The organism is Filimonas zeae (genome assembly GCF_014641615.1).
GTDB classification, from domain to species: Bacteria; Bacteroidota; Bacteroidia; order Chitinophagales; family Chitinophagaceae; genus Filimonas; species Filimonas zeae.
Window position 1 is genome coordinate 253014 of sequence record NZ_BMIB01000005.1, and the last position, 16880, is coordinate 269893.

General features: G+C 46.1%; 11 protein-coding genes. 2 read left to right on the top strand and 9 right to left on the bottom strand.

The genetic code is table 11. From position 1 onward, the window contains the following. Positions 1-326: 326 nt before the first annotated feature. Genes IEY13_RS24690 through IEY13_RS24700 form a run of 3 tightly spaced genes read right to left on the bottom strand, consistent with a single transcriptional unit; the run spans position 327 to position 2477 of the window. Positions 327-1022: a type 1 glutamine amidotransferase gene (locus IEY13_RS24690; protein ID WP_188957409.1), complete on the bottom strand. Its 696-nt coding sequence runs from the start codon at positions 1020-1022 to the stop codon at positions 327-329. Position 1023: 1 nt separating this feature from the next. Then, positions 1024-1758, bottom strand: coding sequence for a YggS family pyridoxal phosphate-dependent enzyme (locus IEY13_RS24695; protein ID WP_188957411.1), 735 nt, complete (start codon positions 1756-1758; stop codon positions 1024-1026). A gap of 2 nt (positions 1759-1760) precedes the next feature. Further along, positions 1761-2477: an AAA family ATPase gene (locus IEY13_RS24700; protein WP_188957413.1), complete on the bottom strand. Its 717-nt coding sequence runs from the start codon at positions 2475-2477 to the stop codon at positions 1761-1763. 416 nt (positions 2478-2893) lie between these two features. Here IEY13_RS24700 and pdxR point away from each other — a divergent pair, with 416 nt between their 5' ends. Together pdxR and IEY13_RS24710 are read left to right on the top strand one after the other, a co-directional pair. Next, a complete protein-coding gene (gene pdxR, locus IEY13_RS24705) occupies positions 2894-4309 on the top strand; it encodes a MocR-like pyridoxine biosynthesis transcription factor PdxR (RefSeq protein ID WP_188957415.1) in 1416 nt (471 codons plus the stop codon). A 123-nt stretch (positions 4310-4432) separates the two neighbouring features. Beyond that, positions 4433-5200: a hypothetical protein gene (locus IEY13_RS24710; protein ID WP_188957416.1), complete on the top strand. Its 768-nt coding sequence runs from the start codon at positions 4433-4435 to the stop codon at positions 5198-5200. A gap of 61 nt (positions 5201-5261) precedes the next feature. On the opposite strand, the gene IEY13_RS24715 is transcribed toward IEY13_RS24710, so the two are convergent. From IEY13_RS24715 to IEY13_RS24740, 6 genes are all read right to left on the bottom strand, one after another. Beyond that, complete coding sequence (locus tag IEY13_RS24715; protein WP_188957418.1) at positions 5262-6824, bottom strand: hypothetical protein; 1563 nt, start codon at positions 6822-6824, stop codon at positions 5262-5264. Between the two features lie 54 nt (positions 6825-6878). After that, positions 6879-8567: an RluA family pseudouridine synthase gene (locus tag IEY13_RS24720; RefSeq protein ID WP_188957420.1), complete on the bottom strand. Its 1689-nt coding sequence runs from the start codon at positions 8565-8567 to the stop codon at positions 6879-6881. A 352-nt stretch (positions 8568-8919) separates the two neighbouring features. Beyond that, positions 8920-11034 carry a hypothetical protein gene (locus IEY13_RS24725; protein WP_188957422.1) on the bottom strand — a complete coding sequence of 705 codons (2115 nt, stop codon included), beginning with the start codon at positions 11032-11034 and terminating at the stop codon, positions 8920-8922. Positions 11035-11108: 74 nt separating this feature from the next. After that, positions 11109-12548 carry a SusD/RagB family nutrient-binding outer membrane lipoprotein gene (locus tag IEY13_RS24730; RefSeq protein WP_188957424.1) on the bottom strand — a complete coding sequence of 480 codons (1440 nt, stop codon included), beginning with the start codon at positions 12546-12548 and terminating at the stop codon, positions 11109-11111. Positions 12549-12560: 12 nt separating this feature from the next. After that, a complete protein-coding gene (locus IEY13_RS24735; protein WP_188957426.1) occupies positions 12561-15731 on the bottom strand; it encodes a SusC/RagA family TonB-linked outer membrane protein in 3171 nt (1056 codons plus the stop codon). A gap of 73 nt (positions 15732-15804) precedes the next feature. Further along, the gene (locus IEY13_RS24740) at positions 15805-16839 is read right to left on the bottom strand and encodes a FecR family protein (protein WP_188957428.1); all 1035 of its coding nucleotides are present in this window, start codon (positions 16837-16839) and stop codon (positions 15805-15807) included. Between the last annotated feature and the right edge of the window lie 41 nt (positions 16840-16880).

A 16880-nucleotide genomic window follows, 5' to 3' on the forward strand; every position in this document is an offset into this window, starting at 1 on the left:
TATTCTATACTACAAATATAGAAGCTTTTTCGGATTGGCAAAAAAATCTGCCCTTTAAAAGACGGTTAACAAAAGCATATGTCACGCCACTCTTTTATCGGTATTATCTATCACAACTATTGAAAAAAACGGTTTAGCCAATTAGCCGTTGCCCACAGAACTTTGCAGGGTGAATGATGAGGATATGAACACGTTAGCAGCTACTATTAGCCCAGCAGCAAAAGCAGCCGGGTTGTTTAGGCCTCTACCCCGGGCGTAGGGCCGGGCCTGTTTATTCTATCTTTTAAAGCAGACGAAATACGCCGTAAACAGTTGATGAGCTTTGATCAGTTGAGCCAGTGCGTTAAAATCTGCGCCATAATTACCTGGGCGTTGCTTATATACGGTATGCCTTTTTTTATATCCTCTGCACTTTGTACATACGGCAACGGTTGCAGCTCTGCTGCACCATGCTCCAGCATTAACGCTACCGTTTCTGTTGTAGCCTCTAAATGACATTGCAGACCTATTACCTGCTTATTATATATAAAAGCCTGATTGGTATTGGCCACGGAATTAAGCAGCAGTTTTGCACCTGCCGGTATTTCAAAACGGTCGCCGTGCCAGTGAAACACTACCGGCTGTTCTATAAACAGACTGTACAACCACGGTATATCTTTACAGGCATCCGTAGGTTGCAGTGGAAACCATCCTATTTCTTTATGCTGTGCCTGTACCACACGGGCACCCATTGCCGCAGCAATCAGCTGCGCGCCTAAACAAATACCCAGCAGCTTAATATCAGCGCGAATACAGGCCTGTATAAAAAGCTTTTCCGCAAGCAACCAGGGGTACACCTCTTCGTCATACACGCCCATGGGGCCACCCATAATTACCAGAGCATCTATCTGATCCAAAGCTGGCAATACATACCCTTCCTCATAAAAACGCGTGGCAGATAAGGTATGCCCATGCGCAGTAAGCCAGGTTTCTATATAACCCAACCCTTCAAAAGACACATGCTGTAAATAGTGTACCCGCATATCAATGTTGTTTTTCGTTCCAGTAATAACTATCCGGGTAAGGCCGCTTTCCAAACACAGCCGTACCTACCCGCACAATGGTGGCACCTTCTTCTATAGCCACTTCCAGGTCTCCGCTCATGCCCATAGACAACTCATTCATCTGCACACCCGGAATATGCAACGCCGCAATTTGCTGCTGTAGCTGCTTTAATATACGAAAACAGGCGCGCACCTTTTCCGCCTCTGCACTGAATAAACCAATCGTCATTAAACCTTTAATGCGTATAGTATCCAGCGCTGCCACACGCTTTACCAGCTCAATAGCCTGCTCCGGCGCTATACCAAACTTACTATCTTCCTGCGAGGTATTTACCTGTATAAAAGCATCTATGGTTTTGTGCTCAAAAAACAGGCGCTGGTGCAGCTTCTCTGCCAGCTCCCAGCGGTCCAGCGATTGTATACAGGTAATATTATACCGCAGCAGCTCTTTAATTTTATTGGTTTGCAGGTGGCCTATAAAATGACTTTCATGCGGCACCTCCTGCAACGCATCGTATTTTTCTTTTACTTCCTGTATCTTATTTTCTGCTATCAGCGTATAACCCTGCTGCAGTGCCAGTTTTATTCTTTCTGCCTCTACCGTTTTGGTAGCCAGCAGCAACTTAACGGCTTCCGGGTTGCGGCCGGCTTTCAGGCAGGCTGCATGTATCCTGTTCTGTATAACATTGATGTTATCTGCTATAGCTGTATCCATAACTACTGAAGTTTTGCTTTCTCCTCCCACTCTGCCAGCAGCAGCGACTTTACATGGGTAAACGCATAATCGCGGGCCTCTGCAAATGATACGTTGTACATGCGATTCAGTTGCTGCATAGGTTGCGGAAAACGTGCCAGCAGCTTATCGTAATAAGCATTCAGCAGCTCCGGTGTGGGCGTTTCATAATTAATTCTTACCTGAAAGCGGCGTAGTAAAGCAGTATCAATCAGCGATAGGTGGTTGGTAGCGCATAACAGCAAGGCATGCTCGGGATAATGGTCAACCAGCTGAATCAACGTATTTACCAGCCTGCGCATTTCACCCACATCTTTATCATCCCCGCTTCTTTCTTTGGCCAGATGATCAAACTCATCCAGAAAAAGTACAGCCCGCTCACGGGCAGCCTTATCAAACAACATTTTGATGTTCTGTGCCGTTTCACCAATACGCGAACAGATGACGTTACTCAGGTTTACGGTAATAATATTTTTACCCAGAGCAGCAGCAATGGCTTTGGCGGTGGTGGTTTTACCGCAGCCACTCTGGCCATGCAGCAGCACCTTATTGTTCACCGGCAAACCATATTCCTGTAACCGGGCAATATAGGAATGCTCCTTTATCAGCTGCAATATGCGTTGCCTGTCTGCATCTTTCAAAAACACATCCGGCAACTGCACCGCTTCCTTTTCCGGTATAATCAGATCGTACAAATTCATCTGTCGCTCCCTTTTTTTCGGCAATACTACCGCCTTAAATGTTAAAAGCAAAGCCAGGGATGTTACTCCGCGGGCCCGCTTTATTCCCGCTACACATCTTTGAGCGCTGCGCCAAAATTGATATGCAGCACGTTGCCATTGGTAAGTACCAGCGCAGGTACAGACACTACGCCCGCTTTTTCCGCAGCAGGTATCTGCGTTCTATCACTTCCCAGATGTACTACCTCTACCTCACCGGCAGGTATCAGGTTCAGAATATCCTGTTCCGCGCTTACACATACAGGGCAACCCGATGGTAGAATTTAGCCTTTTCCATATCATCGTTATTTAGTAGTGAAATAATTTATTACACCACAAAACTATTTTACATTTGGACCAGTCAACTCATACAGTTTTTACAAAAACAGGTAGTCCAGATGTTGAGACCATGGCAACTGGAAATAGCGCCGGAGTACGAACCCGGCAAGCCCGTGTACCTTCAGATTGCGGATAAGATTATTGCAGACATCAAATCCGGCAGACTAAAGAGCGGCAACCCACTGCCCGGAGGCCGGGTAATGGCCAGGCTGTTTCAGGTAAACCGCAATACACTTGTAGAAGCGCTGAACGTATTACTGAACGAAGGCTGGCTGGTAGCCCGGGAACGAAAGGGCACGTTTGTGGCAGACCAGCTTCCTGCACTGGCAGGCAGGCGCGGCAGCCAACCCACACCAACAGAACAACCTGCTTTGCCCCCACTGCCGCAGATACGGTTTGATGATGGCCACCCCGACAGCAGAATAGCACCTGCTACAGAACTGGCGCGGGCCTACCGGCATATCTTTAACCGCAAAGCCCGGTGGCAGATGATGGGTTACGGGCATGAGCTGGGTGATGCCGCTTTTCGCCGTGCTATAGCACAAATGCTGAACCACCAGCGCGGCATGCAGCTGCAGGAGCAGCATTTGTGCATTACACGCGGCAGCCAGATGGCTATGTACCTTACCGCACAATGCTTACCAGCCAACAGCAGCGTAATAATTGAACACCCCGGCTACAAGCCTGCCTGGAAAGCACTGGAACATGCAGGGCTGAAACTACTGCCGGTACGGGTAGATAACGAAGGGCTGGTAATAGAAGACGTGCTGGCACATTTACTATCGGGCAAAAAAATTTCTGCCCTATATACCACACCGCACCGGCAATACCCTACTACGGTTACACTAAGCCTGCCGCGCCGGATGCAGCTGATTCAGCTATCTAACCAATACGGGTTTACCATTATTGAAGACGACTACGACAATGAATTTCATTTCGGTTACCGCCCCGTGTTGCCACTGGCCAGCTTTCCGCAACTGAAGCATTATGTATACATAGGCACCATGAGCAAAGTGGTGGCGCCTGCCTTACGTATTGGCTACCTGGCCACTAACAGCGCCGCCACCATTGAACAGATAGGCACGCTGAGAAAAATTATAGATGTACAGAGTGACACCTTTATGGAGCAGGCCGTGCTGGAACTGATTAACGATGGCACTATTAAAAGGCATCTGAAAAAAGCCACCCTGCATTATAAAACCAAACGCGACCTTACGGCTGATATTTTACAACAACATTTATCAGACAAAGTAAACTATACCCTGCCCGAAGGGGGGCTGGCCTTCTGGCTACAGCCTCTGCGGAAAACAAACTGGAAAAAAGCCGCCAGCGTGCTTACTGCAAACGGCATACACATTATTACACCCGATAATTACAGCCTGAACAATAGCGTTAACGGCATCCGTTTAAGCTACGGCGCACTAACCCCGGAACAACTGGAAACGGGTATAAAAGCATTAGCCAGCGTACTCTGAACAACGTAACTTACACAATGAATAAAATGAACAACACCCAAAACCATTTATAATGAATACAAACCTGCGAAACACTTATACGTTATAGGCTGCATTAATTAATAACACTAACTAAAAAAGAAAATGAAAAAACTAACCTGCCACCGCCTGGTGGTGATGACTGCTTTGTTAACCGGAATACTGCTGGTGGGCTGTAAAAAAGACAATGACGATATTACTCCTCCGGAGCCAGACCTGAACCAGTTGTATAAAAACTCCATTGTGGATGCTATGATTGCTGACAGCTCAGAACGGGTAGATACATTATGGCCCATTACCACCGCCAATACCCGGCTGCAATGGAAAGAAGTAAAAGGCAAAAAGTATGTACTGATGGGAACTTTTATGCGCTTTCCCTCCAGCTACCCCGAAGGTGATTCTATTACCACTACCTGGGGTGAAGCCTGGCTGTTTATTCCGCAGCAAATGAAAATGCGTATAGGGGGCAGCTTCAACGCAAGCTCAGACACACTGATGCGTATTTGTCAGCTGCTGGGGCTGCCACCGGTAAACAGCCGTACCAATACGCATATTGCAGAAATGTGGATTCCGGCAGATAGCCTGCAACGCCCTGCGGGCAACCCGGATATTACTACCACCACTGCCAATGCCGCACTGCTCAGCACCGTAACGCCCGCTTACAGTAACTGGTTTAATAATTATATTATTTATGCCTATTACCATACCCTCACCAGCAATACCGATTTCCACTATCCGTGGACAAGGCTGGGTTATACCTACGACTGGGTACCCAATGGCCGCGAGGTAGGATTGAGTGAGTATGTATTACGCGCCAACACCGGATGCTGGGTAAACAAAACCCGTACAGCCAGCGCTTACTTTAAAGAGTAAACATAAAAAAAGTGGCCCGATAAGTCCGGGCCACTTTTTTTATGCAATTTTCAAACATCTGCTACTCAGCTATTTCAACATTAGCATACACTCTGCCATCACGCACACCCCCTAGCCCACCAATCTGCTGCATTGGAACCTGGAGACGACTGCCCGAAAGATTGCTCATTTCTTCTACCAGAGCCAGGTAGTGCTCTTTGGACATATCAAGTACTATCTGCCTGCTCACCTGTCCCTTCTCATCTATGATAGCTGCTGCAAGAACAGACACATTGTATTCATTGGAGCCTGCAGGAGAAACGTGCATGGGTTTGCGCATGTTAATGTGGTGGTCATTATAAAAGAGGATCATTTTGTCCTTATAGGAAAACAAATGATAAGAATCTCCAATCTGATTAACAGTACTTACCCTGTATTTAGGAATACGTGCAAAATACACCTGGTTTTTATCAAATCCGGCGTACAGAATACTACCGGAAAAATGAAACCATCCTTTAGTACCCATTTCAGACTTATGCATTTCAGCAACTATGGCTACTTTGCCATCTGCTTTTTCTACCAAAACAGGCACCAGTGTAGCACTGATGCCCCATCTTTTCTTCCTTTTACTGCCCCAACCATCATTGGCAAACTGCTTTACCAGCGTATCGGGAAAAGGAGTTTTCTGCACCTTGCCCAGCTTCATAGTGCTTGTGTTCAAAGCAGCATAAAAATCACCCGACATGTTCCAGCGGATTCCCCGATTCTTATAAAAACCGCCTACATGAATGATATTTTTATCTTCAGATGGTTTCACCATTATATGCGTAACAGCCACCTCGTCCTGTATATTCAGAATCAGATCAAGCGGTTTTCCTGTAGCGCGGCGAACAGAAATTCTGTCTTTTGTGTAGGAAGACTCTGATTGAGCATTGCTTACACGATAAGCAACGTAAATATTTCCAGCATTATCAAAAGTTACGTCATTAATATTATAACGCCCTTCTTCGGTAAATTCCTGCTTCTTGTTCCATTTTATATTGAAGTTTTCATCCAGTACAGAAGTAAAAAAGTATTTATCGCCTGTATGCAATACCAACAGATATTTGTTTTTGTCCGGCGAAGGAATAAGCTGAAAACGCAATCCGCTTTGTAAAGATTCAGAATATTCCAGTTTATAATCCGTTGCAGCAATATTGGCTATAATTTTAGGCGAATCTAACTCCAGCGTTTCCGGGTTAATACGGATTGCCATAACATTGCCCACAGTATTTTTCTCCTGTGTTTCATGGTAAATAAAGTATACTTGTCCGTTAATCTTTTGTATTGCGGTAAAAATGGGGCCATATACCCTGTCTCCGCCGGAAAGAGATACTTTCTTTTGCACCTTTCCGGTGGTATCACGTTGTACTATCTCAATGCCCAACCGCACCTTATTCCAGCCAAACCCATAATGCAAATGATCTCTGCTACCAATTTCATTGTAATAAATAATCTTATCTCCTACCCGAACAATATTTCTGACAGAAGCACTATCATCCATTTTATTGGAAACAGTCACCTTTAATTGCTGGGAAAAGGAAAAAAGTGAAGAAAAAGAAATAATAAGCGCAAATACCGCTTTCCTTACATAAGCTTGAGGCATAAGGGTTGTTTTAGGATGCAAATATGCACAACTACCCGCTTTTAAAAAAGTCCGTTAAAAACGCTCTTCTATTTCAAAACACACGCTCGCTTTAGTAACCGGATGCACAAACTCAATGGAAGCTGCATGCAGGCACATTCTTTCCGCAGCAGTGCCATATAAATCATCCCCCACTATAGGCGCATTCAGCCCCAGTTCGTGCGCCGAGTGCATGCGTAACTGATGGGTTCTTCCGGTCAATGGCCAGAAATCTACCCGGGTAGTGGCCTGGTATCGCTCCACCACCCTCCACCGGGTTATACTCTTTTTACCGGTAGCAAAACAAACCAGCTGACGGGGACGGTTAAACAAATCAGCGGTCAGGGGCAGGTCAATTTCCCCTTCGGAGGCATCCAGCACTTTAGAAAGCAATGCCCGGTAACGTTTTTTTACCGTTCGTTGCAGAAACTGCCTTTGAATATGTTTATGGGCTTCCGGCGTTTTGGCTACTACCAGCAACCCTGACGTATCCATATCCAGCCGATGCACAATCAGTGGTTCGCAATTACCCCATATATGTTGCAGGCGGGCATATACCGAGTCGTGAATATCTACCCCCGGCACAGAACGCAGTCCGGAAGGTTTATTCACTACCACAAAACTGTCATCCTCATATATAACATCCAGCTTCCCATCTTCTTCTGCTACCTGTAAAAACGGGTTATCCTCTACCTCCATACCTTCCAGCATATGAGCCAGAATAGGCTTACATTTACCTGTACAGGCCGGGTAAAACTGCCCGTGCATCCGTATCTCCGATTTGGGGGAAGCTCCCCACCAGAATTCTGCCATAGCCAGTGGCTGGTAACCGTTGGCAAACGCAAACTGCAGCAGCTTGGGCGTAGCGCATTCTCCTGCGCCAGCGGGTGGTTTGCCAAAAACAGTATGGCTGAATATATCCTGTAAACTTTTGTTTTCGCCCGCTTTGTTTAAAAATACATATTGCTCAAACAGCTGCTGTTGTAAAGTGGCAGACCGCTCTTTACGTTCGTTTTTCAGGGCTTCAATAGCGGCCTCAAACTGTTTTAGTTGCGTATTCAATTCGTACAGCAGTTGTTTCCATTTGGCTTCCAGATCTCTCAGTAAACGTTTATCGTACAGGCTTTGCTGTATCAGTTCTGCTTCTGCTAAGGCATACTGCTGCCGGGTAAGCAGTTGTCTTTTCTCTTCCCGCAGTTTACTGCGGTTATCTTTGTTACTTTTCAGCTGCTTTTTTAACCCGGCAATTTCCTGTAAAGAAGCTGCTGTTTGTTGCGTAATATCCTGCTGCAAACGTTGATACCCCTCGTCTGCCTCTATGGCGTCAATACGGGCATTGATGGTATTAATCACCTCCTGCTCTTTGAGAAAGAAACTGTTTTCTACCAGCATATCAAATACCGGTGGCACAAATTTCACATGCTCATTGGTACCCGCCAGTTTACCCGAAAAGGCAGACAGATATCCCAGCTTACCCGCTGCATCCTGCACTACCAGTACACCAAACATCTTCCCTATCACCATGCCTTCCTTATCAGCATCCAGCCCGAAATTATGATCCAGCTCTGTCTGTGTTTCCAGGTAACGCTGTAGTTCAGCAGCAGCTATACGGGTAAGCGGATGTGGCTCGTAATAGAAAGGAAACGTAAACCGCTGAGGCAGCGCAATGCCCTGTATAAGCTGTTGGGGGAAATAAGAGATTCTGTTATGCTGATGGTGTGCCAAAACGCTGCCTGATTGTTTGAAGCGGCAAAAATACCAATTCTACCGCTTTGCAGGTAACTTGTTGCAGATATGGCAGACAGACAACACCTTCTGACTACAGCTATAAAGCAATCAAAAATATTGTTTAGGGCAATGCCCGCATGCACAAACACTTTCAGTCAGTGGCCAACCGGATACAACAAACGTATGCCGTTCGGCCTGTTAACATTATTTACAACGTTATAGAAAACAACAAATTACCCAGGTTAGAGATTTTTTTTTGGCAGCTGGTATTATTACTACAAATAAGCCTGATTATGTAATACACTTCATAAGCAGGGGGCTTTCATACAAAGTGCCCCTGCCTATGATATTATTCTGCCGATGCAAGCTTTTGTAACAATTCAGGTATAGACACCACAACAAAACTGCTCACTTCCCTTCCGGCCAGCAGCAACAGGTCTTTATCTACCGCAATGCCATACACCCGCTTTAACAAAGGATGTTGCAGAAAAGAGGTGATGGTCATAGCGCCTTTATCATCGGTATCAATAACAGCTACGGAGTGGTTAACAGAGTTGAGCACAAAAGCCTTATTGCCATAAAAAGCAATTCTGCCAGGGCCCCGCATGGCCGCATCTTTTATACGGGTTACCGGTTTAAGCAGTAAAGGCTTACTGATATCAAAGCTCCACACCGTTTCTGCATTGTAAGCAGTTACATACAAATACTGCCCACGGATGGCCAACGCACAGGTACCTTTCAGTGCTACAGCATCAAACACCCGGGAGGTAATAACAGGGTGCTGTTTATCTTTTATATCCACGGCTATTACAGAAGAGCCGGGCCCATACCCTGCCAGATACAACACTTCATTATGCACCAATGCAGCAAAGGCACCATCACCGGTATGAAAGCTGCTGGCAACAACAGGTGCTGCCGGTTTACGCACATCCAGTATGTACAGCTTACTTTCAGAACTGTGCGTTACATAGGCATAACCCTCTTTTACTACCAGCTTTCTCAACCTTGTATAGTTTGAACGGTAATGCGGCAGATAGCTACCCTCGCCACCTACTTTCAGCGCAGATAATTTTACCGGCTGCCGTGGATTGGCAATGGAATACACACTTACCACAGCATTGGTCATGGACAACACATACAGATATTTGCCTTCCACCGCAACGCTGAAAGCATCCAGAATATCCTTATCACGCAGTATACACACCGTTTCCGGCTTCCGTGGATTTCTATAGTCAATAACAGCTACGTTGTTGCCATCGCGGCAGGGAATATAGGCATAGCCCTGGCTGGTAACAATGTCTTCAGGCTCTATCAGCGCGCGTATATCAACCAGTGAACCTATGATTTCTTTATCGGATAAAGCAACTGCCCGTTTATCGGTGATTACAGAAGCAGCGCCGTTGTAGCGCTCTAATGCTGAAGCAAGATTTTGTTTATGAAAAGCTTTGCGGATAATAAACCCTTTGTTGGTACCCGCCAGCGTAATAACAGAATCAACAGTTTCCATACGGATGCCATGATCCAGCCAGTCGCCCGCAACAGTAGGCAGCGTATCCAGCAACACCCAGTTTTTACCGTAATCTGTAGTCAGGTATACCTGTCTGCCATCGGTATAGGTACCGTAGTAAGCTGCACCATAACCAATGCTTATAAAATCATCAGCAGCTCCCTGCAAATGCGCTACGGAATCCCACTCGTAGCCAAGGTTAGGACTGCGGTATACCGTACCTGCCTGGCTGGCCTGCAACAGTACACTCATGCCCAGGTACTCTGTAGCAAACAAAGCCGTATCCGTTAGTTGCTGCATTTTGTTCCAGGTAACACCATCGTCAATAGTTTTGTATACAGCACCGTGCCAGCCATTTACTACAATGCCATTACCTGTTTGCTCCAGCCGGTACAAGGCATTGTGCGATATGGCTCCCATATCCTGCCAATGTTGCCCCTTATCGGTACTGCGGTATACATGCCCCCCATCTGAATCGGTATCCGTAACCAGTAAGCTTCCCTGTCTGGTATACATAATAGCATAAGACGCTGCATAGCGCTGCCGGTTTCTGTTGGCTGGTAACAGTGTTTTTAAATGCTTCCAGGTTACACCACCATCACGGGTGCCCCATACATCAGATAGCGCGGTAAGAATATAAAACTCGTTTCTGTTACCGGTTTCGGCAATACAGGTAATATCTATAGTAACCGGCTGTGCCAGAAAACGCCAGGAAATGCCTTTATCCTCACTGATGAAAAGCTTACCCCTGTTTACGCCCCTGCCTGCGCACAATACCGCCTCTTTATCCAGCTGGCGTATAGCATCTATGCGCCCGCCCGGGGCCACCTCCTGCACCGTCCAGCTTTTAAACACGCTTACAATACTATCTCTGTTGCCGGGCAGGGCAGCGCGCTGCTGTGCAAACGACAACACGCATAGCGCCTGCAGCAATAGTAAAACAGATATCCTTTTCATGATATAACTTAAAAGTGATAGAAAAAGGGCTGACCCTGACGAAAGGCCAGCCCTTACACAAAACAAACGGAGTACTATTGAGGTTGCCACCACATTTTATGGTTCATATTATCGTTACCCATGCGTTTAGCGGCATCCGTGTAATTAATGCGGTTAAGCGATTGCTCGCTCAACGGATACGGTATACGGGAAGGCACTTTACCATCATTAACATTGGCAGGCCCGGCTGCCAGTAAAGGGTAACCTGTACGTCTGTATTCATTCCAGCCTTCCATACCTGTAAAGTACAGGGCAAAGAACTTCTGCAGATAAATCTTAGGCAAAGTACCGTCATACTTTACACCCGTCCGTTGCAGATAACTCTCTGCAAAGGGAGCGCCCCAGTAAGCAAAAGAAGCCTTGATAGCATCATTGTATAAAGCAGTTGCATCACCGGAAAAATAGCCCATCTGTGCTGCTTCCGCCTTCAGAAAAAGCACCTCAGACCAGGTAAGCCATATAGCAGGCTCTGTGGGTGACTGAAACCGCGTGCCCAGGTAAGACTGAAAATTGTATCCGCCATTGTAGTTGGCCGATTCCGTAACGGGCAATGAATTGGGCAGACCCACATACTGCGGATTGCTGGTGCCTGCACTGGCATTGGTAGGCCGGGCGAACTGAAACAAACGGCTATCGTTAAACTTCTTTAAAGAATCGACAATAAAGGCACTGACTGATTTATACTTAAAATCAAAGTCGCGCACATAAGCCGGCGCCAACGGATATACATCAGGCAGCCCACCGGAATAGCGGTACACGAAGTTATCATCGTTATTATCCATCATAGGATAATCGGCCGGGTTAGACAGCATAGTAGTGATATCACCCACCGCTGAAGGCATTTTACGACTTACGCGCATCAGCAAGCGCAGGCGCAGACTGTTTGTAAACTTAACCCAACGGCTGATGGTGCCTTTGTATACCGGATCGCCACTGTACAGCAATGTTTCTGCTGTATTGAAGGATTTGGATACCGATGCCAGTTCAGCCAGCATGCCTTTATACACTTCCTCCTGCGTATCATACTCAGGCGTATACTCCTGCTGACTAATGGCCTTGCCCGATTCGCTATAAGGTATATCGCCATAGGTATCGGTTAGCACGGAATAGATATACACTTTCACTACCCGTGCAATGGCTTTGTAATTGGTAAGTCCCTGCCCTTTATCACTCATAGCAATAATATCATCCAGATCGCGCATGCGGTTATACAAAGCCCATATACCGTTAGAGTTGGCAGGCTGTAGTTTAAAGCGCTGTACTTCTGTAAACGTATTATTCATACAGGTGTACTGGATCAACTCATTATTCAGCTCAAAGGCATTGTTCACCAGCGTATTGGAAGTATTATAAATTATCTGAGGCAATACCACACCCGGGTTTACTGTAACAGGTACATTAGGGTTGGTATTATCCACTTTTGTACAGGCCGGAGCAACCATTGCTATAGCCAGCATTATTTTTATCAATCGCATAGTACTTGCCATTTAGAAAGTAATTTTTAAATCAACACCCATACTTATGGAAGAAGGAATCTGGGCATTCTCAATACCCGGCACCACTGTTCCGCCAGAAACAAAGGAAGTTTCAGGATCTATGCCGGGTGCCTTAGTGAACAATAACAGATTGCGGCCTGTGAGGCTTAATTGTGCAGATTGTATCCATTTAGTGTTAAGCCACTTTGCAGGAATACGGTAGGCCAGCACCACCTCACGTAGTTTTACGTAGGTAGCATTAAAAGTGCTGGATTCCACATTGGGGCGCTTATAATAGCCTCTGTAGTAAGTATAAGCAGCTACACGTTCTGTATTGGCAGAATAGGTTTTTCCGTCGGCATTTAGCACCACGCCATCACCTACAATACCTTCTTCTCTACCCGGCAGTGTATTAGCCAGACTTCCGGCTTCCGTGCCTGTTACATAAGTAAACGAATAGATCTTTCCACCAAACTTACCATCGAACAGGAAGTTGAATACCCAGTTCTTATACTGAAAGCTGTTGCGTATGCCACCTATCCAATCCGGGTTGTAGTTACCCAGGTTAAGTGTATTGGTGGTAAACACCGGCACTCCGCCTTTATATACTACTTTTCCTTCTTCATTTCTCAGTAAGCCTACACCATAAATATCTCCCATTCTGCCACCTACACGGGCTTCAATAGTAGCCCCCTGCGCGCTGGCCATTACATAGCTTTCTACACCATCAGCCAGTTCTACCACTTTACTTCTGTTTGCAGAAGCATTCAGGGTAACATCCCATACCAGTTTACTTTTTACAGGTGTAACGGTTAAGCTGGCTTCCCATCCCTTGTTCTCAATTTTGCCGGCATTCATCACCTTGGCACCATAGGTAGTAGCTGAGGATAAAGGGCTTCTTAATATCTGGTTTTTGCTGGAAGCGGAATACCAGGTAAGATCCAGCGCTACACGGTTATTCAACAGCTTCAGTTCAGTACCCAGTTCCAGAGAAGTGGTAATTTCAGGTTTCAGGTCTTTATTAGGTATTACAGATGGCAGTCCGGCACCTCCGGGCAATGCGCTGTATTCGTAATAAGCGCTGGTTTGGTAAGGGTCTGTATCGTTACCCACCTGTGCATAAGAAGCACGCAATTTCCAGTAATTCAACCCATGCGGTTTCCATTTCAGCACTTCTGTCATCAACGCACTTAAAGAAGCAGATGGGTAGAAGTAAGAGTTATTGCCTTTGGGTAAGGTAGACGACCAGTCGTTACGGGCGGTCAGTTGCAGAAACAGCATATTATCATAACCAATATCTGCCATACCATACAAACTGTTCACTCCCTTTGCGGTATTCAACTCATCTACAATAGGCCGGCCAGAGGCGTTACCCAGATTGTATACATTGGGTATTACCAGCCCATTGGCAGTAACGGTATTGCTGCTGGTATTGATTTGAAGATTATTACCACCCGCATTGGCTGTTAAGGTGAATTTACCCAATCCTTTCAACGGTGTATACGTAAACAGGAAATCGGAGTTACGTTCAAAATAGTTCAGATCCTGACGTCTGTACAAACCATTTATTGCCACCACAGAACCGATCGGACGCTGTGATGCCCTGTTTTCTCCGGAGTAATCAATACCCGTTCTCACCATCAGAATCAACTGAGGCAGTATGCTGTAGCTGAAGAAAACATTCCCGAACAAGCGGTTTCTTTTCATGCCGTTCAACTGCTCGTACATGGTCATATAAGGGTTATCGCCCCAGGTAAAGTAGTAGTTCTGTTTAATACCTTCCTGCCCCTTTATCCAGTAATCTCTAAACCAGTCCATGGTAGCATTCCGCTCTGTCCAGATAAAATTATAGGTGGGCGATGCGCCGCCATAGCCTATTACCGGCAGGTTATCGCTGGTACTGTTGATATAGTTAACGTTGGCATTAAAGCTGAGTTGTGACGACAGGTTAATTACACTGTTCAGGTTAAACTGATGCCTGTGCAATTCAGTATTGGGCATAATACCCGTTTGGTTATAGTTATTATAAGAAGCCCTGAAACTGCCCCAGTCTGCCGATTTCTGTAATGAAAAACCATTCATCAGTGTGCGACCGGTACCATAAAAGTCCTTCACATTATCAGGATAAGCCTGCCAGGGAATAGCCACACGATTACCATTGGCATCTAAAGGCGATCCAAACTGTATAAAACGCTGGCCATTGAAACGGGCGCCCCAGTTGTGTCCGGAGTTAGACGTGTTAGGCCCATCAGGCCCATCACCATAAGAATAGTATTTTAACCCAACACCTGTACCACCGCCATATTCATTCTGAAAATCAGGCGTCTTTAACACACTTTCAAAAGCAACGTTACTGTTTACAGAAACACCTAAACGATTGCTGGCTGATGCCTTTTTGGTTTTGATAATGATAACGCCGTTGGCAGCACGGGAGCCATATAAGGCTGCCGCATTGGGGCCTTTCATAATACTGATAGAAGCAATATCATCCGGGTTAATTTCTGCACCGCCACTGCCGTAGTCGATAGACAGATCACTGGTTGTTCCCGTACCCAGGTTGTTGTTGATGGGAACACCATCCACTACCACCATGGCAATATTCTTATTGATGTTCAGTGAAGATTCGCCCCTGAGCACAATACGGTTAGAGCCTGCAAGCCCGCCGGAAACCTGCGTCATATTCAAACCAGCTACCCTGCCCTGTAGTCCACTCAGCATGTTACCGCCTTTGGCAGTATTCATATCTTCTCTCACTTCCTGCACCGCATAACCCAGTCGCTTTTTTTCTTTAGCAATACCCAGCGAAGTAATCACCACTTCATCCAGATTTTTATCCAGCGGCTTTAGCTTCACCAGCAGCGAGTTGTTCTCGCCCTTCTTTATTTCTATACCTGCCACCACATCAGGCTGGTAATTCACATGCCTGAAATAGAGATCGTATTTAACGCCACTTTTCAAACCACTTACATTAAAAGCACCGGCCTCATTACTACTGGCATTATGCGCTTTATCCAACTTGTTTACAGGCTTTATTTCAACGGCCACGCCCTCCACAGGCGTTCCGGATTCATCCATAATAACGCCTCTTATACTACCCTCCTGGGCAAAGACATGCCCGGGCAGCAGAAGCCCTGTAAGCAGTAGCAGCACAAATGCCACTTTCATATACTGTAAATATTTCATGATATTATTGTTTGGGCAATAGGTATCCTGCACACGCCCGGGTGTGTACAATCAACCAATATGTTCTTATGATTTACTTTCTGATGATAAAGCCTTGTTCGCTGGTTTGTACATCCAGATTATTAATACCGGCTATTACACGCAACACTGCATCCAGACGCTCCTGCTCACCAAACGCACCGGTAAACATCATTCCTGCCACGTCTGCCTTGTTAAATCTGATAACCACTTTATACTTTGTCTGCAACACTTTAAACACCTGCTCCAATGGCATCTGCCTGAAAGACAATCCTGCAATGGCAGCAGCCTTTTCTGTTTCTTTCGATGGCTTAAGCGCTACCCGTTCAGTCTGCTCTCTGTATGGCCGAACAGTCAATGCAACATTCTTATAATGTACCGCCTGTTCACCAGGTGAGAGATATACCAGCTGCGCCTGCGCATCTGTATAATTATGTACACTTACCTTACCGTTCAGCAATCTTACCGTAGTGCTATCGCCTTTTTCCCATACCTCAAACACAGTTCCCAGCGCAGTAGTTGCCACATGCGTACTATACACTACAAAAGGCAGTTGCCTGTTTTGCTTTACGGTAAAACAACCTTTTCCCAAAAGATGCAAATGCCGTTCAGTAACGTTATACCCTGCTTTAAAACGCAGCGTACTTCCTGCATATAACAACACTCCACTACCATCAGGCAGGGTAAAGTTTTTGTTTACATCGCCTGCTTCAATTACCTGCTCTGCTACCGCAGTCTGTTGCTGTCCGGCAGCTGAATGCCGGTTGCTGTTATACAGATAGTTCACCGCCAGCACCAGCCCGGCAAATACTGCCGCTGCCGCTATTGTTCTCAACCATCGCACTACCCCCACGCTGTTGCTGGCAGCTTTAGCTGGCAACGCTTTCATGCTGGCATCAATCAGTCTTTTAATGCGCTCCTGGTCAAATACAGGAGCAGCATTTTCTTCTTCGCCTGCCACAGTAGCCTGCAGCCATTGATCCCGTAAATGAGGTTCCTGCTGATCCAGCTGCTTCAACAACTCTTTCAGTTCTTCCACAGAAGCTGATCCGGCCAGAGACTTTTGTATAAGTATCGATATATCCTGCATGTCTGTTCTAAAATGTCGGGGAATAAAAAAAGAGGGGCGCC

Coding starts and splice junctions, on each gene's coding strand:
- IEY13_RS24690 (WP_188957409.1), bottom strand. CDS start 1,022: ATGCGGGTACACTATTTACAGCATGTGTCTTTTGAAGGGTTGGGTTAT.
- IEY13_RS24695 (WP_188957411.1), bottom strand. CDS start 1,758: ATGGATACAGCTATAGCAGATAACATCAATGTTATACAGAACAGGATA.
- IEY13_RS24700 (WP_188957413.1), bottom strand. CDS start 2,477: ATGAATTTGTACGATCTGATTATACCGGAAAAGGAAGCGGTGCAGTTG.
- pdxR (WP_188957415.1), top strand. CDS start 2,894: ATGTTGAGACCATGGCAACTGGAAATAGCGCCGGAGTACGAACCCGGC.
- IEY13_RS24710 (WP_188957416.1), top strand. CDS start 4,433: ATGAAAAAACTAACCTGCCACCGCCTGGTGGTGATGACTGCTTTGTTA.
- IEY13_RS24715 (WP_188957418.1), bottom strand. CDS start 6,824: ATGCCTCAAGCTTATGTAAGGAAAGCGGTATTTGCGCTTATTATTTCT.
- IEY13_RS24725 (WP_188957422.1), bottom strand. CDS start 11,034: ATGAAAAGGATATCTGTTTTACTATTGCTGCAGGCGCTATGCGTGTTG.
- IEY13_RS24730 (WP_188957424.1), bottom strand. CDS start 12,548: ATGCGATTGATAAAAATAATGCTGGCTATAGCAATGGTTGCTCCGGCC.
- IEY13_RS24735 (WP_188957426.1), bottom strand. CDS start 15,731: ATGAAATATTTACAGTATATGAAAGTGGCATTTGTGCTGCTACTGCTT.
- IEY13_RS24740 (WP_188957428.1), bottom strand. CDS start 16,839: ATGCAGGATATATCGATACTTATACAAAAGTCTCTGGCCGGATCAGCT.